The organism is Halalkalicoccus jeotgali B3 (assembly GCF_000196895.1).
In the GTDB taxonomy this organism is placed as follows: domain Archaea; phylum Halobacteriota; class Halobacteria; order Halobacteriales; family Halalkalicoccaceae; genus Halalkalicoccus; species Halalkalicoccus jeotgali.
This window is the reverse complement of record NC_014298.1, coordinates 381,987-406,285: the sequence shown is the minus strand read 5'-3', so window position 1 is coordinate 406,285 and position 24,299 is coordinate 381,987. Positions and strand designations below refer to the sequence as shown.

General features: G+C 53.6%; 24 protein-coding genes and 1 pseudogene. 10 read left to right on the top strand and 15 right to left on the bottom strand.

Going from position 1 to position 24,299, the window contains the following annotated elements; all coding sequences use genetic code 11:
* Positions 1-25 precede the first annotated feature (25 nt).
* From HACJB3_RS21125 to HACJB3_RS16395, 4 genes are all read left to right on the top strand, one after another.
* Positions 26-157, top strand: a complete 132-nt coding sequence (locus HACJB3_RS21125) for a hypothetical protein (RefSeq protein WP_274378066.1) — start codon at positions 26-28, stop codon at positions 155-157.
* A 466-nt stretch (positions 158-623) separates the two neighbouring features.
* Positions 624-2,546 carry a glycosyltransferase family 39 protein gene (locus HACJB3_RS16405; protein ID WP_008414237.1) on the top strand — a complete coding sequence of 641 codons (1,923 nt, stop codon included), beginning with the start codon at positions 624-626 and terminating at the stop codon, positions 2,544-2,546.
* A gap of 322 nt (positions 2,547-2,868) precedes the next feature.
* A complete protein-coding gene (gene hcsS, locus HACJB3_RS20845; RefSeq protein WP_008414236.1) occupies positions 2,869-3,060 on the top strand; it encodes a halo-CC-star protein HcsS in 192 nt (63 codons plus the stop codon).
* A 94-nt stretch (positions 3,061-3,154) separates the two neighbouring features.
* Positions 3,155-3,514, top strand: coding sequence for a ribbon-helix-helix protein, CopG family (locus HACJB3_RS16395; RefSeq protein WP_008414234.1), 360 nt, complete (start codon positions 3,155-3,157; stop codon positions 3,512-3,514).
* Between the two features lie 125 nt (positions 3,515-3,639).
* On the opposite strand, the gene HACJB3_RS16390 is transcribed toward HACJB3_RS16395, so the two are convergent.
* The 4 genes and pseudogenes from HACJB3_RS16390 to HACJB3_RS19145 all read right to left on the bottom strand — a co-directional run bounded on the left by HACJB3_RS16390 (position 3,640) and on the right by HACJB3_RS19145 (position 7,990).
* A complete protein-coding gene (locus HACJB3_RS16390; RefSeq protein ID WP_008414232.1) occupies positions 3,640-5,025 on the bottom strand; it encodes a phenylacetate--CoA ligase family protein in 1,386 nt (461 codons plus the stop codon).
* A 124-nt stretch (positions 5,026-5,149) separates the two neighbouring features.
* Positions 5,150-6,200 (bottom strand): annotated as a pseudogene (locus HACJB3_RS16385) (VIT1/CCC1 transporter family protein).
* A gap of 498 nt (positions 6,201-6,698) precedes the next feature.
* Complete coding sequence (locus tag HACJB3_RS16380; protein ID WP_013199611.1) at positions 6,699-7,118, bottom strand: hypothetical protein; 420 nt, start codon at positions 7,116-7,118, stop codon at positions 6,699-6,701.
* Positions 7,115-7,990, bottom strand: a complete 876-nt coding sequence (locus HACJB3_RS19145; RefSeq protein WP_008414229.1) for a ParA family protein — start codon at positions 7,988-7,990, stop codon at positions 7,115-7,117. The genes HACJB3_RS16380 and HACJB3_RS19145 overlap by 4 nt, the downstream gene beginning before the upstream one ends.
* A gap of 335 nt (positions 7,991-8,325) precedes the next feature.
* Between HACJB3_RS19145 and HACJB3_RS19140 the strand changes: the two genes are divergently transcribed.
* The gene (locus HACJB3_RS19140; protein WP_081461360.1) at positions 8,326-8,610 is read left to right on the top strand and encodes an AbrB/MazE/SpoVT family DNA-binding domain-containing protein; all 285 of its coding nucleotides are present in this window, start codon (positions 8,326-8,328) and stop codon (positions 8,608-8,610) included.
* A 25-nt stretch (positions 8,611-8,635) separates the two neighbouring features.
* The gene (locus tag HACJB3_RS20840) at positions 8,636-9,064 is read left to right on the top strand and encodes a type II toxin-antitoxin system VapC family toxin (RefSeq protein ID WP_241430824.1); all 429 of its coding nucleotides are present in this window, start codon (positions 8,636-8,638) and stop codon (positions 9,062-9,064) included.
* Positions 9,065-9,076: 12 nt separating this feature from the next.
* Here HACJB3_RS20840 and HACJB3_RS19135 read toward each other — a convergent pair whose 3' ends face one another.
* Positions 9,077-9,412 (bottom strand): hypothetical protein, encoded by a 336-nt coding sequence (locus HACJB3_RS19135; RefSeq protein WP_008414226.1) that lies wholly within the window; start codon positions 9,410-9,412, stop codon positions 9,077-9,079.
* 626 nt (positions 9,413-10,038) lie between these two features.
* Here HACJB3_RS19135 and HACJB3_RS16360 point away from each other — a divergent pair.
* Entirely contained in the window at positions 10,039-11,265 is a 1,227-nt protein-coding gene (locus HACJB3_RS16360) for an orc1/cdc6 family replication initiation protein (protein ID WP_008414225.1), read from the top strand.
* 48 nt (positions 11,266-11,313) lie between these two features.
* Here the strand turns inward: HACJB3_RS16360 and HACJB3_RS20530 are convergent, their stop codons facing one another.
* The gene (locus HACJB3_RS20530) at positions 11,314-13,257 is read right to left on the bottom strand and encodes an archaea-specific SMC-related protein (RefSeq protein ID WP_013199609.1); all 1,944 of its coding nucleotides are present in this window, start codon (positions 13,255-13,257) and stop codon (positions 11,314-11,316) included.
* Positions 13,258-13,718: 461 nt separating this feature from the next.
* On the opposite strand from HACJB3_RS20530, the gene HACJB3_RS16350 reads away from it, so the two are divergent.
* Entirely contained in the window at positions 13,719-14,030 is a 312-nt protein-coding gene (locus HACJB3_RS16350; protein ID WP_008414223.1) for a hypothetical protein, read from the top strand.
* A gap of 69 nt (positions 14,031-14,099) precedes the next feature.
* Here HACJB3_RS16350 and HACJB3_RS19130 read toward each other — a convergent pair whose 3' ends face one another.
* From HACJB3_RS19130 to HACJB3_RS21280, 3 genes are all read right to left on the bottom strand, one after another.
* On the bottom strand, positions 14,100-14,462 hold the full coding sequence (locus tag HACJB3_RS19130; RefSeq protein ID WP_081461359.1) for a TRAM domain-containing protein: 363 nt from the start codon (positions 14,460-14,462) through the stop codon (positions 14,100-14,102).
* A 560-nt stretch (positions 14,463-15,022) separates the two neighbouring features.
* Positions 15,023-15,313, bottom strand: coding sequence for a PadR family transcriptional regulator (locus HACJB3_RS16340; protein WP_008414219.1), 291 nt, complete (start codon positions 15,311-15,313; stop codon positions 15,023-15,025).
* A 78-nt stretch (positions 15,314-15,391) separates the two neighbouring features.
* Positions 15,392-15,670 (bottom strand): universal stress protein, encoded by a 279-nt coding sequence (locus HACJB3_RS21280; RefSeq protein ID WP_148258267.1) that lies wholly within the window; start codon positions 15,668-15,670, stop codon positions 15,392-15,394.
* Between the two features lie 77 nt (positions 15,671-15,747).
* Between HACJB3_RS21280 and HACJB3_RS20835 the strand changes: the two genes are divergently transcribed.
* Together HACJB3_RS20835 and HACJB3_RS20830 are read left to right on the top strand one after the other, a co-directional pair.
* Positions 15,748-16,104 carry a transporter gene (locus HACJB3_RS20835; protein WP_008414218.1) on the top strand — a complete coding sequence of 119 codons (357 nt, stop codon included), beginning with the start codon at positions 15,748-15,750 and terminating at the stop codon, positions 16,102-16,104.
* On the top strand, positions 16,091-16,546 hold the full coding sequence (locus HACJB3_RS20830; RefSeq protein WP_008414215.1) for a formate/nitrite transporter family protein: 456 nt from the start codon (positions 16,091-16,093) through the stop codon (positions 16,544-16,546). The genes HACJB3_RS20835 and HACJB3_RS20830 overlap by 14 nt, the downstream gene beginning before the upstream one ends.
* Before the next feature lie 215 nt (positions 16,547-16,761).
* Here HACJB3_RS20830 and HACJB3_RS16325 read toward each other — a convergent pair whose 3' ends face one another.
* The 6 genes from HACJB3_RS16325 to HACJB3_RS16305 all read right to left on the bottom strand — a co-directional run bounded on the left by HACJB3_RS16325 (position 16,762) and on the right by HACJB3_RS16305 (position 23,845).
* Positions 16,762-17,049 carry a GYD domain-containing protein gene (locus HACJB3_RS16325; RefSeq protein ID WP_008414214.1) on the bottom strand — a complete coding sequence of 96 codons (288 nt, stop codon included), beginning with the start codon at positions 17,047-17,049 and terminating at the stop codon, positions 16,762-16,764.
* Between the two features lie 302 nt (positions 17,050-17,351).
* Positions 17,352-17,990 carry a DUF7344 domain-containing protein gene (locus HACJB3_RS16320; protein ID WP_049934667.1) on the bottom strand — a complete coding sequence of 213 codons (639 nt, stop codon included), beginning with the start codon at positions 17,988-17,990 and terminating at the stop codon, positions 17,352-17,354.
* Between the two features lie 921 nt (positions 17,991-18,911).
* On the bottom strand, positions 18,912-19,205 hold the full coding sequence (locus tag HACJB3_RS16315; RefSeq protein WP_008414209.1) for a helix-turn-helix domain-containing protein: 294 nt from the start codon (positions 19,203-19,205) through the stop codon (positions 18,912-18,914).
* Between the two features lie 2,116 nt (positions 19,206-21,321).
* The gene (locus HACJB3_RS20825; protein WP_238532899.1) at positions 21,322-21,810 is read right to left on the bottom strand and encodes a glucosamine inositolphosphorylceramide transferase family protein; all 489 of its coding nucleotides are present in this window, start codon (positions 21,808-21,810) and stop codon (positions 21,322-21,324) included.
* Entirely contained in the window at positions 21,803-22,444 is a 642-nt protein-coding gene (locus HACJB3_RS20820) for a glucosamine inositolphosphorylceramide transferase family protein (RefSeq protein WP_238532898.1), read from the bottom strand. Before HACJB3_RS20820 ends, HACJB3_RS20825 begins: the two co-directional genes overlap by 8 nt.
* A 276-nt stretch (positions 22,445-22,720) precedes the next feature.
* Positions 22,721-23,845 carry a polysaccharide deacetylase family protein gene (locus HACJB3_RS16305; protein WP_049934665.1) on the bottom strand — a complete coding sequence of 375 codons (1,125 nt, stop codon included), beginning with the start codon at positions 23,843-23,845 and terminating at the stop codon, positions 22,721-22,723.
* Positions 23,846-24,299 lie beyond the last annotated feature (454 nt).

Genomic DNA, 24,299 nt, shown 5'->3' with positions numbered 1-24,299 from the left:
TTAGAAGGGAGTGCTAGATGAAACGATGAGTGTTCTCGTTGAAGTGGAAGTCGGCGCAGATGAATTCGAATGGGCCGACGAACGGAACGAGGTACGGACCCGCGATGAGAAATACTGGTGTCCAGAAGACGAGGAAGAACCCGACGGCGATGAATAGCATCGGACGTTTCCGGTCACGGGACGACGGCCTACTACGAGTTCTCGGTCACGGGAAGCGTCGAGAGATCCACCACGTACGACGCCTCCATCAACGTCTACGACTCAATCAACGGCTCGCAGGTGACGGGCCGCACGACGCGCGAACCGGACTCCTACGCGTTCACGGGTGAGATCGCTCAGTTCGAAACGAGTGCCCCCGTCGATACCCTGATTGATGGTGAACGAACCGATTTCGATTCTTGATCGGGGGATGCAATTTCTTCAGGGTGGTTGAAATTAACCCCTCTATATCAGCCGTTTTAGACCTTCTATCGGACTGTTTTAGATACGGAACCGGGCGCGGTCCGTGGTCGCGTTGTGAGATAGCATGCCGCGATGTTACTCCGGTCATTATAAAGCGGATCCCACCTAAGGAGCGAACAATGCGAGGTTCGGATCTGACGCTCGTAGGGGGATCCCCGTAGATGCATCTCTCCGTTTGGGGCTACCGGGTCGGGTTCGGGACCCTCGGTGCAGTCGGGGGTCTTCTGCTGGCAGCGCTGCTGATCCCGCTCAACCTCTACCTCACCCACATACTGGTACGGACGGTGCCGCCAGTGCTCGCGGTCGCCTGTCTGCTCTATCTGGTCGCGACGCGGTCTTCGTCGATCGATCGGGTCGGAACCCTCCCCCAGTGGGCCGTCCACGCCCTGCCGGGCGTCGTCTTCCTCGGAGCGACCGGCCTGATCATCCTGTCGCTCCTAACCGGCGGGCGCGGTCCCACCTTCTACGCGATCACGATCGCCCTCTCGGTGCTGGTGTTCGTCCAGATCGCGTTCGTCCCCGAGCGCGACCTCTCGATCGGCCTGCTGCTGATGCAGGTGATCGCGCTGGGGTTCGTGGTGCGATTCGCTGGACTCCTAGGATCGGCGGGCTACGTCGGGATCGACGTCTGGGTACACATGCCCCAGTACGTTCAGGGGATCCTCGATACCGGTTCGATCGCGGGGATGGGACGGACGAAGTACACCGCCGCGCCGTTCTATCACCTCGTAGTCGCTGCGACGACACTGTTGGCTGGGATCTCGCCACGCCTCGCGCTCTTCGGCTCGATCGGCGTCGTGATGGTCGCCGCGAGCCTGTTGGTCTACCTGACGGCTGTCCGGTTCGTCGACCCACGCTGGGCGGTCTTCGCCACGGCGGCCTACTCGATCAGCGACTTCGTCGTGGTCTGGTCGATCCACCTCATCCCGACGAGTCTGGGGCTGGTGGTCTTCCTCGTGATCCTGTTGCTGTTCGTCCGGATCCAACAGCACGGGCCCCGCCCCGCCGAGGTCGCCCTGCTGGTCGGGTTCATGTTCTCGATGGCGCTCACCCATCAGGTGTCGGCGTTCATCATGCTCGTGCTGTTCGTCGCCGGGTCGCTCGCCCAGATCGTCCTGAACGTCGGCGGCCTCCGACAGCGGTTCCTCTCCGAGGACGGGTACTCGATCCGTATCCACAGCGTCCACGGGTATTCGGCGTTCGCACTCGGGTTGCTCATGCTGGTCTGGAGTATGACTCCGTGGGGTAATCGGACCTTCACCGAGGCGGTTCTCGTGGTGCTGTGGGGATCGATCGAGGGGAGTGGACTGTTCGACCGGGGTGGCGCTACGGGTACGGGCGCGGGCGGCGGCGAACCGGGTTCGTTCCTCGGGGAGACGCTCATCCCGCTGCTCGATCAGACCGGATTCCTCCTCTTCCTGTTCGGGACCGTCGTCGGCAGCCTCTATCTGCTTGGACGGGAGCGCACGAGCCAATCGGGGCTCACGCTGATAGTCGCCGCGCTGATCATGGTGGTATTCACGGTCGTTCCGCCGCTGTTCGGCTTGCGGAACTTCCTACCCGGACGGTGGTTCGCGTTCCTCTATGCGGTGATGGCGATCCTCACCGCCGTCGGCTTCGACCGGTTGCGTCGGGACTGCTCTCCCCAACTGCTCGCGGCGGTCGTCATCGTCTTCGCGCTCGTCTTCTCCGGCGGCGTGGTGCTGGATAGCGACGCGACACAGGACGCGCCCTCCTTCCCAGATCAGAACGGCCGCTACGGTTACACGCCCGCGGAAGTGACGGCGATGGAGACGCTCGTCGAGACGACCGAGAGTAGCGCCGAGAACCCCATCTACAGCGACTCGCCCTACATCACCGTCCTGAACCGCTACGGAGGGGTGGACCGATTTACCGCCGCGACCGTCGACGGCGAGCCGCCCGACCACGAGACGATCGTCTACCGGGACTACCAGCGCGAGGGCGCGCCGCGCTTCGAGACCGCGGACGGTCGGAATCACGTCCAGCAGACCACCATCGAGGTGATGTGTGGCACCCGTTCGATCGGCTACGACAACGGCAATGTCGTCCTCTGTGAGCGCTGATCGCCTTTCGAAGCGAGTGGCTCCCGAATCGGATCGTCGTGTGTCTCAGATAGCTACGTTACTCGCCGCTAATTGGTGCTCCCGTCAGTCTTCGCCCGGACACGGGCACCTTTACACTGCGATCGTTAGTCTCTCGCATGAACATCGTGACCGAGTATCAATACTCACCGGTCGGCGACCACGTGAGGTGGTCGTTATGAACACGGTAGAGCAGTGGAAACAGGAATAACACCCGCTCGACGTCGTCGAGAATGTCTACGAGTACGCCGAGAAGGGCCTGTCCTTCGAGGAGATCGAACAGCGCGCGGTCTCTCGGGGGTGGGTGCTGTTGAGCGCCTCCGACGATGAAGTTCTGACCGCCGCTGAAGCGCTCGGTGAAGACCTCGATGCGGCACAATCGGAGGTAACGGCTGACGAGTTCGAGTCGGTGTTGATCGAGTGCAACGAAGCGATCAACGACGGGATTGGTCTCGAGTACGGTGAGGTCTGCGGCGCTGGAAGCGACTGTTGCTAGCACCAGTTCTGGTGGCTTCTCCAGCATTTCCATATGGCTTCGACCTCTGCGTCCCGGCGTGCTATCTTCCGACAAATTGGTGAAGGTATGCATAATGCCGCGTCTTACCATCACCGTTACCGATGAACAGGCCGCCCTTCTCGATGAAAAAGCGGGTGACGGTGGCGAGTATGAATCAAAGAGTGAAGCGGTGAGGACCTTCATACAGGAGTATGAACGCCTGTCTGAACGGGTGACTGACCTCGAAGCAGAATACGAGGAGCGTATTGCTGACCTGGAGCGGGAAAACGAACGACTACGGAACGAAAAGCAGCTAATCCTCAATCAGCGCGAGGAACACACAGACCTCGTGCGAGCGATCGAACGTGAGCAATCTCGCGAGGATCGGCGGGCGCAAGCCGGTGTACTCACTCGCGCGAAGTGGTGGCTTGTGGGGATGGCCGACGAAGAGTAGCGTGGTAGTTGAGACTAGGGTTCTCAATGCATACGGTCCTCGAATATCTTCGTGGTTGAGTATGATCTCCTCGTTGACTCGCTCAGCAACATCGAATACCCAAGACGGCGACTGAACGGAGTGAGTTACGTCTCCAATTCTGACCAGACGTGCCGGAACTTCCCACTTCGTTTCTCCCGTTGTGGGGTCTCGGATGCCGCCTCGACGGTTATGCGGCTAATCCCATGATCACGAAGGAACGACTGAAGCTTCTGTTCGATATGCTTCCAGACCTCCTCCTTAGTTGCATCAGGGGTGACATCAAAGCGGATCTGCAGTGTAGTGGGGGCTGTGCGGATAATCTGGGTTCGGTGGACATCCGGGACTTCTTCGACGACGCTTGAGAGTGCGAGTGGGAAAATCGGCACCTTCGCTCCCCCGTCGATTTCGAACTGGAGGACGTCCCCTTGCCGTCCGCCGACCTCCATGATGGAGAATGCGCTCCCGCATGGACACCGTTCGTCGTACAGCGTGATGCTATCCCCGAGGTCGTACCGAACGAGTGGTTGCACTCGATTCGAGAGGCTCGTGACGAGGACGGTGTCTGACGGCGTCTCTGGGTCGACCGGCTGATAGTTCTCGTCGACCGGTTCGAGGACGACCCAGTCGGTGTTGGCGTGGAGATTCCCGTGTTCGCACTCGACGGCAATCGGGACGAATTCTGTCGCCCCGTAGAGTTCCCGGACCACACAATCGAAGGTGTCCCGGAGCATTCGCTTTTGGGCCTCAGAGATGGGTTCTGCTGTGGGGAGGACGAGTGCGGGGCTGATGCTGAGTCGGCCGTCTTGCTGGGCTCGCGCCAACTCAACGAGGACGGTCGAGTAGCCTTCGAGGATGGCGGGCTGGAACTGGTTCAGATCGGAAATCAGGTCGTTGATCGGGCTTTTCGGCGAAAAGAGGCGAAGGCGACGCTCACCATAAACGGATTCTCGACGCATTAGTTCGAGGCCTGCCGCGCCGGCGAAGTGACCGCCCGAGACAGCGACCAGTGCGATGTGGAGATTCTGCGTGATTAGGCGGGACAGCGGCGAAATTCCGGCCATTGCAGGCAGGATCCACCGATCGCCCACCACGTCTGAAACGGTCCAAGCGGTCTCATCCTGGACGAATACTCCTGGTTCCCCGGTCGTCCCAGATGTGGTCCAAACCGGATACTTTCCGAGGAAGCGCTCGCCGATCTTCGTCTCGTCAGCGACGAACGCGTCGACCTCGTTTTTCGTTATTGCCGTGTCCGTGACGACGTCGTCAAAGTGTTCCATGAGCATCGACTTCGTCACCGGCGGGTACTGTGTGAGGTCGGTACTGCCGTCGGACACGTCGGCGTAGTGGCGCTTGTAGAACCGTGACTGTTGACGGGCAAACGAGAGCATCTCCACGAGCCGTCGTCGCTGTCGAGCCTCTATCTCTGCACGGGTCCCTCCTCTGGCCCGCCACACGTCGAGCGTGATCTTTCCTCTCTCGATTGGATTCATCGGACTGGTGTTGGAGCGCGGGGGAATTCTTCCGAGCCACCTCTCGTATTTCCTGTAGACTTCGCGGCGAACAGACTTTGTTATTGGCCCGCCGAGCCAGTTGTTGCCCGACGTTCCCTATTGGTCAGCCGACGAGCGTCACTCCAATCACGCCCCCGACGCCGTAGGTGAGGATCGCAGCAGCGAGTCCAATCCCGACCTGACGCAATCCAGAAAAGAGTACGGACCGTCCCGCAAGCAGGGCGATGCCGGCGCCGATGACGAACAGCGCGATTGCACTCAGCACGAGACTCGCCCCGACGGCGACCAATCCGCTCAACGCAAAGTACGGGAGGACCGGGACGATGGCGCCGAGTACGAAGAGCACGAACGACGTCGCGGCCGCTTCCCATGCTGAGCCGCCCAGCTCTTCCGGGTTGATACCTGATTCCTCACGAGCAAGCGTGTCTAACGCCATCTCCTCGTCGGCGATCAACTGCTCGGCAATCTCTGGCGCGTTCGGTCGAGAGGCCTTTCGCCTCGTAGATGAGGGCCAGTTCTTCTGCCTCTTCTTCAGGAACCTCGGCGAGTTCTTCGGCCTCGATATCGATCTGGCGTTGATACAGTTCCCGAGAACTTTGGACTGAGAGCCACTCGCCCATCGCCATCGATCCCGACCCAGCGAGGAGTCCGGCGAGACCCGTAATCAGAATCGCTGTCGAATCCAGTGCCGCACCGGCGACGCCCATCACGAGACTGAGATTGGAGACGAGACCATCGTTTGCACCGAGCACTGCCGCACGGAGTGCGTTGCCGCTGGTCGCCCGGTGGCGTCCTTCGAGCTGGGCGAGGACTTCCCCCCGTACCCCCTGCCCGGGTGTTTCCGCGATCACCGTCAGGAGGCGATCGTGCGAGCGTTCGTCGGCGGCCATCCCGGTTCCCGTGACCTCCGGTTGGGTTGCGTAGTCGCTCCCACCGATGGCCTCCCCGGCTTGCATAGAGGATAGTACCAGCCCCGGCCCGAACCGACGGGCAAGCCACGCCAGCACTCTTGCTCTCCGAGACGGCTTGGCGCCTCCTGGGTCAGAACCGGCGTCTCGAATCTTCTCAGTCCAGAAGTCTGCATGGGATCGCTCCGTGTCAGCCAGCCGGCGGTAGACTTCTGCGACCTGTGGTTGCGATTCGGCGTCAGCCATCGCCGTATAGACCGTCGCACTATCGATTTCGTCTTGCTGATTGCGACGGTAGCGTTCGATGTTCTCTGGAGCAGTCATATATGGTGTAATTGCGACGCGAGGACTTAGTGGTGGATTCAGCGCATCACACGGTCGCCTTGACTGCTGAGAATAGCGAAATATGTAGCCGGATAGAGTTTATAGATAGAGAAACTGAGTTTATGGGTCCCGTACCCCCTGTTATCGGACGAATCCGAAGTCTATTAATCCACTTTTGATTAAGCCAATAATCAAAAGTGAAAAGTGCCATCACCGAGCCCTCCACTCATCCAGCCCTCCGCCAGATTCCAAAGTCCAGGGTTCAGCCACTACATCCGCCCTCCAACACTTCAAGAAGGACTCACGCAGTTCCTCAATGCGAAGGCCAAAGGCGACGACTCGGGGAATTAATGACGCAACGAAAAGCGCGTCATCACTCACTGGATCGACTGGCTCAATCAACGAAATATCGAAAGTACGCTAATCGTCGAACGTCATTCCGTAGCCCCAATCTTCCAGTTGGGTTTCAACTTCATCGAGATGATTGAGACCAGCTATCACAAGTGCTTCTCGCAGATCGGTTAGTGAGACGTTGCTGTCGAACTGCTCCTCAAGCTTTCGAAGTGCATCACGTTCTGCGCTTTTCGTATCGCTATGAAGGAATAGTGGGACCCGATCACGTCCATCTTGGACTCCATCTCGCCGGAATTTGTATGGGATCTGCATCGGTTGAGAGGAGTCTCCGCTTTCTGAGCGAGTTGTGCCTGAACTTTCGATATCGGCGTCCATTGACTGGATCTCATCATCAAGTTTATCGTCAGCAGCTGGTGATTGCTCCTCGTCTGTGTCGGAGTCTTCAGCGAACGGGTTCTCTCCGGCGCCCTGCTTCATTCCCGTCATGCAATGACCACCTCATGGTCCACATCCCCTGGTTCAGGTGGATTTGGTGCTTCAAGCCCAACTTCTGTCTCTAGTTGCCGAGCTATGGAATCAAACTGAGCGAGCGTATTGATCTCGTAATCCCGACGTCGGTCTCGGAATTCTCGAACGTATCTAAATGCCGAACACTGCTGCATCCAGCACCCCTCCATGAGAGAAGCTCGCTCTCCGATGATCTCGGGAATAGGATACTCGATCTCATCAAGAATCGTTCGCTGGTCGCGTGTATCTTTGAAGCCGACAGGGACGGCTGCTAGTACACCAACCTCGACGTTGAGTTGGTCTTCAAGACCGGCAACGAGGGATTCGAGGCCTTGGACTGCTGCTTTACCTTTTGCACTTGGTTCAACAGGAATTACGAGTGAGCGAGTTGCATGGATTGCATTGTAGAGATGCGGGCCTTCAGTGGCTGGTGGGTCGCAGATAAGGACATCATACTTCTCGGGGACACCTGCTTCCTGAAGGACGCGCAGAAGCTGTGAGTGCATCCCGAACGCTTCGCCCATTGCTTCTGCCTGGTCTTTCTCGCGTTGGAGGTACTCTGCGAGATCGGAGAGCATGTTGTGCTCGGGAATGATATCAACGCCTTCTACGGTTCGAATGAGATCATTCAGATCACCTTTGGGCCGGCGAATGAGATGGCGGGTGAGATTATCAACGGGTTCTGTGCGTTGGTCATCAACACCGAATAGCCGTGAGAGATCACCATCCTGCGGGTCAAGCGGTACAACAAGTGGTTTGAGACCTGCTCGCGCATGAGCAACTGCGAGATTTGCTGCTGTCGTGGTTTTCCCCACTCCACCGGCCTCACTGTACGTTGAGTACGCTAACATACTCTCTCCAATACTGCGATCTCCCATTAATGTTCGTCAGACACATTCAATAATGCAGACACCTACAGAACATACTGAACACTATTATTGAACACACATCATGAATGTATGTACTGAACACAAGTAATGAAGATCTGCAATGAACATTCTCAATGAACATCGCTAATAGGTCCGTTCATAGAAGAGAAGAAAGCATATTGGAAGACGCTAGCCGAGATTAGTCTTAACCAACTGAAGAGCCGCGAAAGGGGATTCTGTTGGTTAAATTTTCCCCTCTTCTGAAATTGCACCGGCTGTACAGAACAGTTATATAGATTCCCACCCTAGGTGGGACTATGCCAAAAGTAGATTCGAAGGGTCGGATTGTACTCCCCCAAAAGATACGCGAACGGCTCGGAATCTCACCTGGAACATCAGTCGAAGTTCACGAAGAAGAAGGAAAAGCAGTAGTCAAACCCGAAGACAAGCCAGAGCAAATCCTGAACCGGATGGATCAAATAATCGAAGAAGCTACCGAAACCAGATCTCCAACACCGTATGGAGAACTCGATCCGATAGCAAAAGATCACGCAGACACAGTACAACGGCAAGCCCAACAGGAGCAATCCAGTGACCAGTAACGGCCCATTTCTATTCGACGTCGGTGTGACTGCGCTCGCGCACGCGGGAACTCCTGTAAGTGAAACCCCCCTCTCGTATGTAAAGCAAGCAATTCGCGGAGAGATCGAAGTAGTCATCCCGTATGCGTCACTCATCGGAGCACACCATGTTTTATCGTCGTTCTATGGTTTTTCGAACGAGGAAGCGTCTCGACTAATGCAGAATTTCATGGACGCCAAGCAGATTCACTGGTACGAGAAAACAACAGAGAGCAGCGTTCGAGCAGGATTCACTCTCGCAGCTGAAACCAACATCGAAGGCTGGGATGGATATTACGCGCAAGTCGCTCGCGAAGAGGGCATTGAGACCGTGCTGACTCTCGACGATGACTTCAAACAGATAGACGAATTCAGTGCAAAGGTCATTCTCTCTCCTGAAGAGTTCACCACTCTGAACCAGTACTTAGGTTACTAGAGATGGATAGGTTCAGTCCTTGCTCACAGGTTTAATATACTCAGATCTGATTTTCTTGCCATCGCGCCACTGCCAGTAGTAGTAGCGATTATCGTTGATAGTCTTGATCGTGACACCAGCTTTAGCCGGAACACCATCAGGAGTGTCATTTTCATCAGCTAAACCGTTGATCTCTCTATGGCGATCAATCGTTGTTTCTTCTAATTGCTTCTGTGCCTGCTGTTCTTTGTAGTCTGCGAGCTGACGAGCATATCGTCTAAGATCATGAAGAGTTGTTGGACTCTGTTTCTGGAGCCCCTCGACCAAGTACTTCGGGAGTGAATCGGGCGGTTGTGGCTGTTGATCCATTGTTAACCAACGAGAAGCGATTACAGATAGCGATGTTGGTTAAACTGATACATGATAAGGCGGTCTCAATCAGATCGAAAGGATTCGGAGGATGATAGAGGAGGTTCAAAATGACGTACGCTTTGTTATTCGCCACACCACTGTTTCCGGAGCAACCGTCGTTTAGAGGGGATTGAACAGGGGAGTAACTAGTAGGAAGTGTGAGAACCCTCCACCATTTCCTAAGCTTCCTATAGAGAGGATATGGGGACACCCTCACTCCACCGTTTCCTAAGCTATCGCGGAAATAGAGAGAGGGCCAAAGGGATGATGCTGCTATAGGACAGTGATCAAATGTCAATTCTGAAGAAAGTACGTGTGAGTTCTACTAGACTAACCTTCACTACCTCCACTACGGTTATGGTTAACGTATATCGTACTTAAAGATTTCTATTGCTATAGAAGGATTTAGGAGCGGTCCATCTTTGTTTACCAGAGCTTCGGAAATAGTGGGGTGAGGGTGTTTATAAGTATCTGGAACTACGGAAGCAGTGGTTCTACTATCACTTATAAACTCGGAAGCTCCGGACGCTTAGGAAGCTAAGGAAGCGGTGGCTTTATTAATACGTCGTGTGAGTCCACTCCACATGGGAATGTTTCGCCGGGATCATTTGGTGTTTGCTAATGCCAAGCCACTCGATGATTCCTATGAACCCGAAGACATTCGAAAGCGAGACCAAGAACTCGCCAAGTATCAACGCGCGCTACAACCCATTATCGACAATCGCCCCACATCAAATATTTTCCTCTACGGGAAAACCGGGACCGGCAAAACAGTAGCGACAAAGTTCATGCTTTCTCACCTAGAGAACGATGCCGCCGACTACGACGATGTGGACCTTGCAACCATCTGGGTAAGCTGTGAGAACCTTTCTTCCTCCTACCAAGTCGCCATCGCACTCGTGAACGAGATCCGCAGAAAACAGGATAAGGACCGAATTAGTACAACTGGATACTCTCAGCAACGAGTCTTCGACATTCTCTATGAGGAACTTGACGCACTCAATGGGACCATCATAATCGTGCTCGACGAGATCGATAATATTGGACAATCCGACGACATCCTCTATGGACTCCCTCGAGCACGTTCAAACGGATATGTCGAGAACATTCGCCCAGTCATCGTCGGTATTAGCAACGACTTCCAATTCAGAGATAATCTCTCCCCCAAGGTCAAAGATACACTCGCTGAAAAAGAGATTCTGTTCCCTCCATATGATGCCAATCAGCTTATCTCGATCTTAGAACCACGTGCTGACAAAGCATTCCATGACGGTATCCTCGAGAGTGATGTCGTTCCTCTCTGCGCTGCGTTTGCTGCACAGGATTCTGGATCAGCACGACAGGCAATCCGCCTTCTTCGGGAAGCCGGCGAACTCGCCCAATCGAACGATGACGAAACTGTCTCTGAGTGGCACGTCCGTGAAGCACAAGATGAACTCGAAAAAAATCAACTGTATGAGGGAATGCAGGAACTCACGATTCAAGGCCACGCTGTCCTCTGTGCACTTGCATTTCATCAAGCTATGAATGAGGTACCAGTTCGATCACGGACACTCTACGAACGGTACATGAATATTTGTAACCAGTTTGATGCCGACAGCGTAAGTGAACGCCGAGTCCGAGATCATCTCTCTGACCTGAGTATGCTGGGCCTTATTACCGTCTATGAACGCAATGAGGGACTTTCAGCCGGTCGTTACCATGAATATGAACTCGACGTTCCGTTACGAGCTGTCCTTAACGTACTCCGCTCTACAAACCGTTTCGAAGGTATTGCAGATACTATCAAAGACAATGTCAAAGAACAGTAGCCCTCTCAACTATTTTTGACAATCTGTGAAATCTGTGACTCAATCAAGTCAAATCTCTGCAACTCGTTGGTAGTCATCGTCGAGAGCGTTCGCGTCTTCAGACAATAGTGCAACGACGATATACGAGGCATATTCCTTGAGATACTCAACCAACTGTGCGATACGCTCGGAATCGATTGCTTCTAACGAGTCAAGCAGGATAAACGGCATCTCTTCGTGCACATTGTGGACGAGATAGCCCGCCAATGCCAGCACTAAGCCGGTGACCTCACGTTCGCTCTCGCTCAGGTGCCCGACTGAATCCTCGTACGTTGTATCGTCATCCGTTTGGCGCGTTACGTGCAGCTCGAAGGTTGCATTACCACTCGTCTTTGGATTCCGGTATTCGAGCCAAATACGCGCGAGGTTCCCGTAGTCCAGCAGGTCGACAACCGTCTCCATATGTTTGTTGAACGCTTCAATAGCTTCGCGCTCGATCCGTTCGATGCGCGTCCGGAGCTCTTCGAGCTCCGCGTTGATCTCCTCGCGCCGGGCTTCGAGCTGATCGCGTTCTGCAAGCTGCTCTTCGAGATTCTCGATATCCTCTGCGAGAGCGTTCTGTTTCCGTTCAAGCCGATCACGCTTGAGTTCAAGCTGTGTGACCTCCTTTTGAGCCGCAAGGAGATCTTCGTCATCCTCGTCAGCTTCGACGGCCGATTCGAGATCCTCAATCTTCTCTACAAGCTCTTCACGCCGTGCTTCGAGTTCACTGATTCGGTCAGTCCGGTCAGTAAGCTCTGCCACAGCCGTTTCAAGCGCTCGTTCGAGTTCCGCACGCTCGTCTCTCGTACTAGTGTACTCCTTTCGTTGAGCGGTGAGCTCTTCGAGCTCTCGGGTGAGTTCATTACGTCGTTCGACTTTCTCTTGGCGGAGGTCTTGGAGGCGAGAGACCGTCGACTCGATCTGTTCAGTACCTACTTGCGAGCCACACGTCCAACACGTGACATCGTCCGATTGGTCCGCGAGCAGTTGATCCGTGATCGCACCCCCATCTGCTTCCGTCCCAGACGGTTCTTCTCCGCCAAGGAGATCCGTGACGCCTTCCTCAGTGATCTGCTCGTTGAACTGGATGACCGTCTGGAGTTGAGAGATAATCTCGTCGAGTTCTCGCTTTCGGCCACGGATCTGCTCGATTTGACTCGCGAGATCATCTACTTCGTCCTCATCGATAACCGAAAGCTCCTCAAGTTCGGCTTCGAGCTCAGACTGTTCGGCTTCGAGCTCAGACTGTTCGGCTTCGAGCGAGGCGACGCTTTCCTGCTCGGTTTCGAGATCGTAGGTAACGTCCTCAAGCTGGGATTGTGCGTTCCGGAGCGAATCGAGCTGGTCAGACCCCGTACTTTCGGAGTCGGACGTAGATTGTTGGGCCGTCTCCAAGGAGTTGCGTGCCTCCTCAAGTTCCGCCTCGGTGGTTTCGAGTTGGTTGGTAACGCGTGCGTGTTCTTCTTCGAGGGAATCACGCTCACGGCTGGCATCTGAGAGTTCCGAGAGTTGGGTGTCGATGCCGCGTTTTTCGGCTTGCAGCTGGCTGATTCGGGCTTCAATCTCTTCGACGTCGACCGGCCGCAGGATGAGTTCTCGGAGGTCCTCGTTGCGAACGACGGCCCGTCGAGCGGGATTAGATTCTAAGAGAAACGCGAACAGATCAGCCAGTTGGGCCTCTTCGAGATAGGGATCGCCAGCAAACGCGACACCGGTATCGGTCCGGGTGAGTTCACGTGTGTAGGTCTCATCGTCAAGGGCAAGGCTCACACGTCCCTGGTCGGCATCGCCTTTGAGTGATGCACGGTCGCTGCCGAGAGCGGCCATCAGCGCTTGCAGGAAGGAGGTTCGATTCGTTGCGTTTCTGCCGGCGAGGACGGTGACACCGGGTGTGAATTCGACTGAGGTCGAGTTAATGCCGCCGATATGCTCGACGTCGACGGCGGCAGGTGTGTTCTGAAGTGAGGGCATTCTGTGGTCTGTTTTACGACGGGGTCTTCAATAAGCATTCAGATGTGCTCTCATCAGCGATGAGCGGCTGATTAGACCTCCGATGGGTCTGTATCGGCACTCCAGCGTCCGTGAGAGGAGGGATGCCAGTCGTCAGGAACGACGCGATCAGGCTTCTCCGGGCACATTGCTCGATGTCCGTTGGCGGCGTCTGCGGTGAGAAATTGTTTTCCACACCGAGGACACTCGTTCATTACTCTGTACTACCCATTCCTACAATTATAATCCTTCTTCAATTAATCACAACCTGAATATCGTTTCAATTACTGAAATCTAGTGCGTTCTTTGACGCATGAGGCGCTAAGACTCCTTCCTTGCCGCTCGATCGGGGGAGTGAGTCTGAGGGCCTTAGCGCCTCAATTCAGGGAACACCCTTTATCGAACCCAATCTCTATACTCATAACGTCTAATTACCCTCTGTGATGGAGACCGACGAGTGGTCAGCAATCTCGTATCAGCTTGGCGAATCTACTGACCTTCTTACAGCGTTCGAGCACACAGGAATCGAACATCTCGAGGTCTCGGGTGAGCGGACGATCGTCATCTACAGTCGCACTATCTTCGATCTCGAAGCCGATGACGGGAACTTAGCGGACACACAGCTCGTTACTGTTGAGATCTTTGATGTCTCACCGGACTATTCTGCAAGTGATGATCCTGATCCAGTTGCGCTCACCGACCCCTTGATCGAGGAACTCACGGGTGCAATTGGTGTCAACTGGGAGCGTTGCTGAGCACTCTCTTGGTTGATCTTGTGCATCCGAACCATACACTCTACGTAGCAGCTATTTGACGATCTGGCTCTATTTGCTTCGTTCGAGGACGCTCGCAAAGGCGACGTTCGACTGGACGGTCTCGATTTCAACGGTTACCTCCTCATCGGGTTCGGCATCCGGGACGATTACTACGTATCCCCGTTCGACACGAGTAATTCCATCTCCCTGATCGCCGAGCGTATCGATCGTCACTGTTCGGATCTCACCCTCGTTGACTGGTGGCTCTGGACTCTCTGCCGGGGAAGAAGACGATGAAGCGTCAGTGGATGCTGTGCTCTGGTGGTTGTCTACTGCGTCCTCAGTTTCCGTAGGCAGCACGGCGACTTGATAGACTGCTCCTGGATTAACCGTCCCCTGTTCGACTAGCTCTTGTGGAATCTCGATCTGCATGTGTCCCGCTGTCTCGGTCGGGCGAGACGTAATAAGCGCGTGAAGACGATCTGGAATTGAAACCATTGATACGTATTACGAGTAGTTGCATGCACGCCACTCTATATAATCTCTTTCGGCGAATGTGTCTGCTAGAATGTGTTCTTTGCTGCGTGTCTCCGTTATCTCACTCAATACGATGTCGTCGGAGCAATCTGCAGATTCTTCGCTTGGTGAGCAGCTTCAGGCGCTTCACGATACTGCTCCTCAACGCTATAGTCTGCTTGAACACTATGCGGAAGATCTCAGACAGGCTCTCGAACAATCAACGCGAAACTACGCCTCAGCAAAACAACTGTATTCGATGTGGGACGATCCGCCATTCGAACCCCAGCTCTTCGGCCAACTTCTGAGTACTGCTGCGAACCTTGAGATTCTACACATCTATACCCATCGGAGCAATCGGAATCGATACGACCTAACAGCGTATGATTCGACGCGGATGGATCAGCTCGCGGCGATTTTCACCGATGAAGCAGCGTCAGCGATGAATACGGAGCCTGTCGACCGATAACCGCTGTTTAGGCTGCGCTCAGCGTATCGCGCAGGTACTGTTGTTCCCACTCTCGACGAGCGTCGATTTCTCGCTGGCCACGCGCTGTGAGTTTATAGAGGTTCGTCCGTCGATCCATCTGTAATTTCTCGACGAGCCCTTTATCGACGAGCGTATCGAGGTTTGGATAGAGCCGTCCGTGGTGAATCTCTGTGTCGTAATATCCCTCGAGTTCGGCTTTGAGCGCGAGGCCATGCGGGTCGTCTAGTCCACCAATAACGTAGAGCAAATCCCGCTGGAAGCCGGTAAGATCGTACATACGCGTATATTGATCAGGTTTATTGTCAATTTATTGCATAATATACGCTGGAAGAGTGTCTGAGCGAAAACAGATTTATCAGTTGAGTACCTTACCAGTATTGGACTCAACGGGACTTCTGTCCGTTCGAGACCGTTGCTGCAAGTCGTCTAGGTACAGGGCCAACGGCGGTCGAACGAGTGACCATTGAATGTTGCCTTCGTGGTGGTTTTCCTCTGATCGAACCGTAAGGACGGGAACTGACGCAGTCTGGGCCACTTGCTCGGCAATCGACTCGCGCAAGAATCGGGCGAGTCGCCCACGAGAGTGTGCACCCATGGCAATAGAATCAATGTCGTGCGTAGTGAGAAACAGCAAGCGTAGCTACTCTCGAGGCTCCTCTTCACATCCTAGTAAGGGACGGAATTATTCTACAGGGAATCCTTAGTCTGTTGATGAACGATGAGGAGGGCTCTCCCAGCGAAGAGGCAGTCCGGAAGGCAGTTGACCACGCCCAGAGCGGAGCGCCCGCAGCTGGGTCAGCAGTTCGTGATCGGTTCACCGCTGATGAGATCTTTCAACGTGTTGTCGCGGCCGCGGGTGAGGAAGTAACGCTTGGATTTCGCGAGCTATTCTTCAGTGGACTCGCTGCTGGGTTCGCGATCGCACTGACCTTCATGCTTCATGCCTCGTTTGCAGCGGATTTTGGTGAGGAGGCAGTAGTCGCGAGCGGAATCCTGTACCCCCTTAGGTTATCTTCTCACTCCAGAAGCAGTCGAAACAGCGACGACATTTGGAATGGAGGGAATTAGGACGGCGTGGTGGGACCTATTCTATAAAGATGTGTTTGCTGGATTTATTGTTGCCGGTGTTGTGTGGCTCGATTTCGCCGCTCGCGACACTGCATTTCGACTCGTGCTCGTGTATCTCGCGTTCCTTGCGATTCCAACCGCTGGACTGTACCACAGCGTCGTTACTGCCGCAGAGATGTTATTCCTTGTATTTGAAGATCGAATCGGTATCATTGTTGGTACAATTGACTTTCTCCTTCCAGTGTTGCTCGGCAATACGATAGGTGGAGTAGTGTTAGTGACACTGATCAACTACGCTCAGACAAGTAAGAATCGAATGGAGTTTGCAAATGTACAGCAGATCACTCCGTTAACACCTCGCGAATGGCTTTTCGGTGGACTAGTAGGTCGTGCGCATGTCGCTGGAGAGTCAGTTGAAGATTCCGCAAATCACGACGACTGATCGTCTAACCACCGACTGCAACTCTCATCGCTATTGCTTTTGTTAAAAATGAAATCCACTCTACTGCGAGTTCACTGGTAAGACATGCGATCCTCTAAAATCGATTCAAGAGACATTCATCCAATACTGGGTATCACTAGTACTCTCCTCCCGTCGAAATATGTGCAGAAGGGTCGATCTCTCTTTTGCTCTCGTGCTATTAAGTTATTGAATACTCAGGAATCAGTTACAAGATCAGCGAAATCCTCGATTGGGATGAGTTCCATCGTTTGAGTATCGAGTCCATAGCTACCGATCGCAAGCGCGGCTTGTGCTGCTGTATTTCGGTCCGGTGCGTCAAAGATCATAACGAAATCGACATCACCTAAGACAGCGTACGAATGTTCAACCTCTGTACCGAAGTCTTCCTCCAGCTTAGCATGAAGCTCCCCCCAGAAGGAGGCTAATTCTTGGGCGTTTTGTACATGTTCTTCTAATCTGATAAGGACAAGGTATTTTGCCATGACAACACTTGAGTACGAATCCTTATCAACTTTCTATTGAAATTCCATCTGATAAGATGTAATCCTATTCGGATCAGTAGCGACGATTCGTTCGATATCGATTTGTGAGGTAGAATGAATGCTAAGCGTTTTCTTAAGCATGAATTCCGTAGTCGAGAAGCAAAATACAATAATTGTGCCATTCCAAACCGTCCTTTGCATTGGTTTAACAACATCTCCAGCAGATCGTATTTGTCCACTTTCCTCCTTACACTACAGCATGAGATTCTCGCGCTACAAACATGGGAGGAGGTCACCGAAAATTAGCTGGAATGAGTAACGACCGAGTGGGTAAGGACAATCGGTCCGAACACGAAGAGTACCAGTAGGAACCACGCAATATTAGGCACAGCAACAAACGGAAATGCAGTGAATTGAGCAAATCCCAGAATGCTGAGAGTTACGAAGCCTCCACTCAGATAGAGACGGTCCCAAAACACCGTCCCCGAGTGTGAGGGGTGGAGATACTTCTGTACAGATTGAAAATTTTGTCCGAGTTCGATCGTGCCTCTCGGTTGATTGTAGTCGATGACATTTGCATCATCGAGTTTCGGAAGGTGCGTCTGATACAGTGAGACGTACGCGCGCTTCCGATCCTGGTGGGTGATGTAGGCATCCTCCTCTTCCATCTCCCACTCTGCAAGTGCGTCTGCGAGGTCACCCAGTCTCACTACTTCCGCCTGCATCTCAAAATACTGTAGCACATATCGACGGCGGCGATTGCGCAGAAGATCAAAAATTGTCTCTTTTGATAATCCCTGACCAGCCAGTGGTGACGAGAGCCGTTCTTGGAGTGCATTATATCCAGGCAGATGGCTGATATCCTCGCTCATCATGGCCTCTGGTTCGGTCAATCCACCCGATTCTTGGTCGCTCTCTTGCTGTGTTGGTCCGTAGCTCATGTTGTCCCGCCCTTAGTGGACTTGTTATCCTTGCAAACCACTGTCACGTGCTAGTAAATAAAGATAGATTACCATATTCAATTATTGCATATCTAACTAGTAATCCTCACTGAATGAGACACTGAGAGTAGTAGTACTGGCCTGGGGACAGGCATCATTGTGATCAATGCGTTACAAAACGAAGGCCATTCACAGTCGTCTGTACCAGAACCTCAATGCACTGATCGAGAGAGACTCGATAGAGAAAGGCAACGTCGATCGGCAGACGAGCTACTATGTGCCGCTGATCGCAGGCGTCGCGAGTGGGAACATCAGTACGTCGCCGTCTCGGTTAACAGTCAGGTTGTGCCATTGCCTACGTGATAACTTCGCTGCACGTGTCTAACAGAGGAGTGGACCGCCTGCCGATAGTAAAAGAATCGAGTAATGGGGAGCTACAACAATCCAGAGCAGGACGCCCCCATGAGTCACGAGAACCAACCATGAGCGAGGCACGTCAAGGGCGTCCCATCTCCTCTATGCCGTCATAGCACTATTGTAAAGGGGGGCTTGTGGGGGAGATCCTCAATTAAGTGCTCACTTGAGCTGGATATGACACTAACAAGCACGAGATGGACGGGTCGCCAGATAGGGAAATGGAACGGTAGCCGTCGGCGAGTGCGGGCTTCGCGATCGCGTCGATTGTGACCTCGTCCTCTTGGTCATTCTCGTTCTCGAGGTTGCCGACCAGCTACTTGAACTGTTCGCCGCCCCAGTCGGTAGCGACGCGGTCAGTAGACTCAAGACCACCGTTCAGATCGTAGTTGAGCTCACATCTTCGAATGGCGAAGCGACGACGCGCATCGAGATTCAGCCGTGGTGATCTTAGAGAGAAACAAACACGACGGCCCGAAGAAACAGACGCCTATTGATCTCTTGTGGCTACTGTCCCTGTGATGGGATCTCGACCTGGATCCTGTCGTTCGGACTCAGAGTCCGATCGATGAGTCTCCCGTGACCTCGCCGGAGACGCTCGGACAGCGCCTGATGAGAGACCCCGAGCTCATCAGCGAGTTCGGATAGCGAGATCCCTCGAGGAACGTCGTAATAGCCCATCTCCTTTGCTTTTATCAGTGACATGTACTGTGATTCAGTCAGCCCGTGTTCCGAACCGTCGTTCCCCTTGAGATCGTAGATTGCTCTCGGAAACCTCTCCGAATTGGAGAGGTTCAACATGATCGACGGAATGATTTCCGCCGTGGCGGTTACCCGCCATTGAGTTCTATGCTATCATTGATTTTAGTTATACGATGGTTATTCTGCGAAAATTTTTGATGCGAGGCAATAGTAGAGCCTCAGATCTGCCGCTTACTCGTATTTCCCATTCTTTGTAGCAGTATATCTGTACAGATCCCTCTGAGTTCTCGTAGAAAACCTCTCTTTTGTGAGAGAGGTACTGTGGGTGGGTGGATCGTACGCAACTGACCCTGAGTCGCGGTGACCGCATCACCTCGTAGACTGTCAATTGTATTGGTTATATAGGTGATATTCAATGGAGAGTCTCTACGTAATTCGACTCGGGGATAGTAAACGGCCAACCATCGACTCAAGAAATCCTCAGTCAATCCCGACTTTCAGCCCAATCCAACAAAAAGCCTATATTACAGACTCTGCTACAGTAAATTGCCCTACTCGATTACGGAACGAAGGTAATGTCAGAGGCACCTTCACGACGCCAGTAGGGTGTGTGCAATCCCCCACTTTCTACCTCTCGGCTCTGGCGCCGTACCTGAGGATATGTATAACAGTGAGAAATACGTTGGCATTTGTGGAGAAAGTGAGAGGATCTACCTAACACCGGTCTCCAGACGAGTAGAGACCTGTTCGATGCCGTCCTCGAATAGCAACTCCACCGCTGACTATCGATTAGACTTCTACCAATTAGAAACTCTCTCCAGCCTAGAGAGGTCAACCATGAACAAGGGGGAGGGGGGATATATGTCCGATCCCTATGAGCTCCGCGACCGCAGTAGCTCTTTGGATGTCACCTGTATTACTTATACACTGATTATTGATCGCGACAGTCATTCATATTCATCGAGTACTGTTGAATAGCAACGAAGCGAAACGAGACGGTACGAAGCCGCTATGAGGCGTTTGACGCCCAATAGATTGTCATACCTTCCTGCAGGGGGACTAGTGCCGGACCAGCCGATACAATCCTAGCCTCGCTCCCAACGGCAGCACTCCGCATGGGTGGTGTACCTCGCCGTCACTGCAATGCTCGACGTCCATGGTGGGCAGTGTGCGGGCCTCTCTCTGATAGTCGTGTCGCCAGTTGTGTACGCGCTCGCCCGTCGAATAGGCGTCTTGAGGACCTGAGTACTATACCTGATCGAAGGCCTTGTGCAACGACCGCCTTTCACAGCCGGGTTGTGTTGCACAAGGCAAAAAGCAGACGAACATCCGCTCTCCGATGACAGAGTATTGAGCGCACGTCCAGTCTATGAAGTGGCGAGTGAGGTCCCTCGCCCCAGGCCGATCCTGGTATTACCCTCACATGGGTCCCATAACCCATGTTGAGATTTGTCATACACCGAGATAAGTTTATTGGATATTGTAGCTATATTGGAATAAGTTGGACTGCAGAGTAGGTATTGAAGTACCCAGCATACTCTATCACAGTGGAAGGCTAATCGAGGGATATTCACTTTCGAAGCCACCGTTGACAACCCGCGAGCGCGCCTAGTAGCTTCTCTCGCTGACATCCCCTTTCAGTGAAAGAGCCGTAGTAAGTGCACCACACTGAGGAGTCTGCCATTGGGAGCCTCTCCTCATACGCGACGGATGTGGACTCACGACTCTGGCAGTGTCGATGACTATGGATTGGACGACGCCAGATCGTAGGTTACACCTCACGCACGGGATGGCCGCCTACTAAGGGATAAAAAAGACTGGCAACTGGAAGGTCCACACCAGAGTCGAGTAGGACACCCCGATGGATGGCACTGCATTGGTGGTTGAAGCACGTCACGGGGCGTCCCATTTCTATCATAGTGCCACATCCGCATTGTTAGAAGGGTCTTATAACCCGCGCTACTGGTCGATCAGTGCCCATTGAGAATCCAGAGTTCATCGGTGTCAACGGATAGTCGGTCGCTCTCTGTCGAAGAGTCGGTGTGTGGACCGAATGAATAAGAAAATACGAATTGGGTCCTAGGGACGTCCTCAAAGCATCTTCCAAGAGCCAGCTACCATGATCCTCGCCATTGGTATCCTGAAAGTAGTAGAATATCCTATTGTCAGTGAGGTGCCCGTTGATCTTGGCTTTAGTCCGGGAGACGACTCACCGTCACCCTTCAGGAATTTGGTAGATACCGATCGCCCAGTTTGGCCCATCCATCCCCCGAGCACCGCCATCGACAGCGGCACGCCATCCGCCGCCCTCGCCGCGATACCACGGGTCATAATGGTGCATCCGTAGGGAATTCCACGATGGGTCCTCGCTTTCCTCTTCGGCAGTCCCCTCCAGCAGCGGCGAGGTTGGATCTCGGTCCTGCTCGAAGGTCACGGGGGTAAGGTCGGTGATATGGTAGGCTGAGAGTGACTCTCCGTAAAACTGCGCAGTCGCCTGGTAGAACATCATGATCCCCTCATCGGTCACGATCGGCCGACCGCCAGGTCGTGAAGCATCGGGTCGTCCCTCGATCACCGGGTTGGCGTCGTAGGCCGTCCAGTCGCCGTCGAGGTCATCGCTGTAGTATGCATAGGCATCCTCGTTCGCGTCACCGGCAATCGACCACCAGCGGTCCTTCCACCGGAAGAATACGTGGTCAGTCACGCCGTGGCCGAATTCGGCGGGATCGTATGGGTCCGACATCGGTCCACTCGGTCGGGAACTCTTCGGCCCGGTAGAGAGGGACGACGGCGTCATCGCGTCCTTCCTCGGTCGTCATGTAATACTCACCGTCCCACTTGAACACGTACGGGAAAGAGAGGTGCCAGTCAGTCTCGAGGACGACCTCCTCGTATTCCCACGAAACGCCGCCGTCCGGGCTACTCGCATAGGAAATTACTCCACCAACGCCAGCCTCGACGGCCTCAAGGAACATGTGCCACTCACCGTCTTCGACGAACAGAAACGGGTCCGCGACGAAAAGTGGCTCGTCAAGATCCGTCACGTTCTCGGCAGTCAACACCGGATTGTCGACCGCCGGATCGGGCTCCGGAGTCAGTGGCCCCACGCCGGTTTCCGGATAGGGGTACGTGGGGATCGTCTCATCCCACGTCGGTGGCGCCTCGGGTTCGCTCTTGGTCTCCTCGCTCTCCCCCGTCGGCCTGATCTCAGTCGCCTCGGCGGGGAGGCCGGGTAATCCCTCGTCGCCCTCCTCTGTTTGGTCGGTACAGCCCACCAACCCGGTCAGCACAACGCCGATACATCCCAGTAGCTCTCGCCGTCGAGTCATGACTGTCATATTTATATGCAATTAAAAATACACATCAGTGTTTGGATATCGATACGCGATGTTCAATGGCGAGGAATCGTTTCCGAGAGTGCTATTCAGAGAGGAGCGATACCAGCCCTTTCTACGCACTCTGACTCCGCTTTCGGCCTGCTTGAGGACCTGCAAGCGCTTGAGAACACTAACCAATAGACGGTTCTCGCATGATTGTCTGATTTCTTATCGTACACGTCTTCCATTGCAGAAATCACAATAATTTTCCCACCTATCTGTTTTTAAGAAAGAAAGCTAGTGATGACTGGTTGCCGTTTCAGACTCGTCGGCGTAGATCGATATCGCCTCACGAAGCGTCAGAACTTCGATCTCGCGTTCCTCGACCCACTCAAGTATCTGCCTGATTGAGTCTTCATTCACCTTCTTTTTGACTGTGTGTGCCCCAAAAACGCCAAGAAGAGCCTCCTCAGCAATCTCATCTAAATCTCGCTTGACTGCCGTCTCCGTCGTGAACTCAATGAAATAATCTCGTTTGGTCTCATATGGGTTGTACTCTGCAGGGTCATTAATGCGGGATCCATGTCGGGCGTTCGCCACACCATCGTAATATTCCGGGACGAACAAGTCCGAATATCCTGAATACGCATCATACGGTGCCAACAATGTTGACACGTCATAGCCCATCTCTTCAAGCGTGTCCTTTGAGTCGCCAAGCGTCTCATGCATTGTCTCAGCCGGATGGCGAATCTCTGTGTCCTCTGCGGAGAATGATTCACCAACTGGTTCGGTCAGTGCAATGCGGCGTTCACCGGGTGCTCCGCCAAGTCCAGCGACTTCTCGAGTGACTTTCGTCTCTCCATCACTGATTTCGACTGTACTCCCTTCGTGGTGACCCTGTCGATACCCTTTCGCCGAGACCTCTGTATCCGTGGGATGGATGTCCTTGAGGAGTGAAAATGCTCCAAGTGGACGATGTTCTTTCGTGTGACTAGCGATCTCCCAGCCTGCATCGACTAACTCGTCTAACTCCTCAGTGCCCATGTAATCAGTGCGCCCAACCCATTCGCTCACAATACCAGTAGTCGCAGGCGCGTCAAACTCTTCATGAGCTGGGAGTGCCTGTGTATAGTCAGTTATTGGCCCATCGTCGTAGACAAAAACGATGGCTCCGTTTTCGGGTTTGGCTGGTCCCGAGTTTTCTTCTTCTTGTTCCTCATCTTCTTCTAATTCTTCAATTTCCTCGTTAGGTTCGTCAGGTGGCTCTTGATCGGTACGTTGTGGTTTGTTGTTCGGTTGCGTCGTTCCGTTACTGTCCTGTATCCCGAACAGTTGTTTTATTGAAGAAATTATCCATGAAAGTATTCCCCATCCGAAGACGCTGCGTAGCACCTCCCGCCGTGTCTCTCCCCGTTCTTCCATAATATCCAATTTAACACATAACGGATATATATTGCGAAAGTGTTAGGAAGATCACAATTCGGGTTAGAATCTAAAGGTGAGTTGAGATTTTATAACAGAAATTGTATTAAGTAGAATGGAAAATAGTCTATAATCAAATCAGATCACTTCCTCGTTGAGCCGGACGGTGATTTGTTTCATGGTGCAAGCTATCGGAGCGGGATCGGCTAGGAGTGCGTCAGACGTCCGAGCGACTCATTTCGACTGAAGCGTTTGGCACAGTAGGTTGAAAACGTAATCTTCCTTAGCTGACTCAGTAAAATACGCTAAAACGGTGTGCCGCCAAACAGTAGGTTGGCGTTCATGATTGGATAGGGCAGTTAGTCGAACTCATCGCGCAGATCATCGAGTTCGGTGCCAAGCGTTCGATTGGTGGAAGTCGTGGTCCGTACAAGCGGCGATGACGATACTGTCC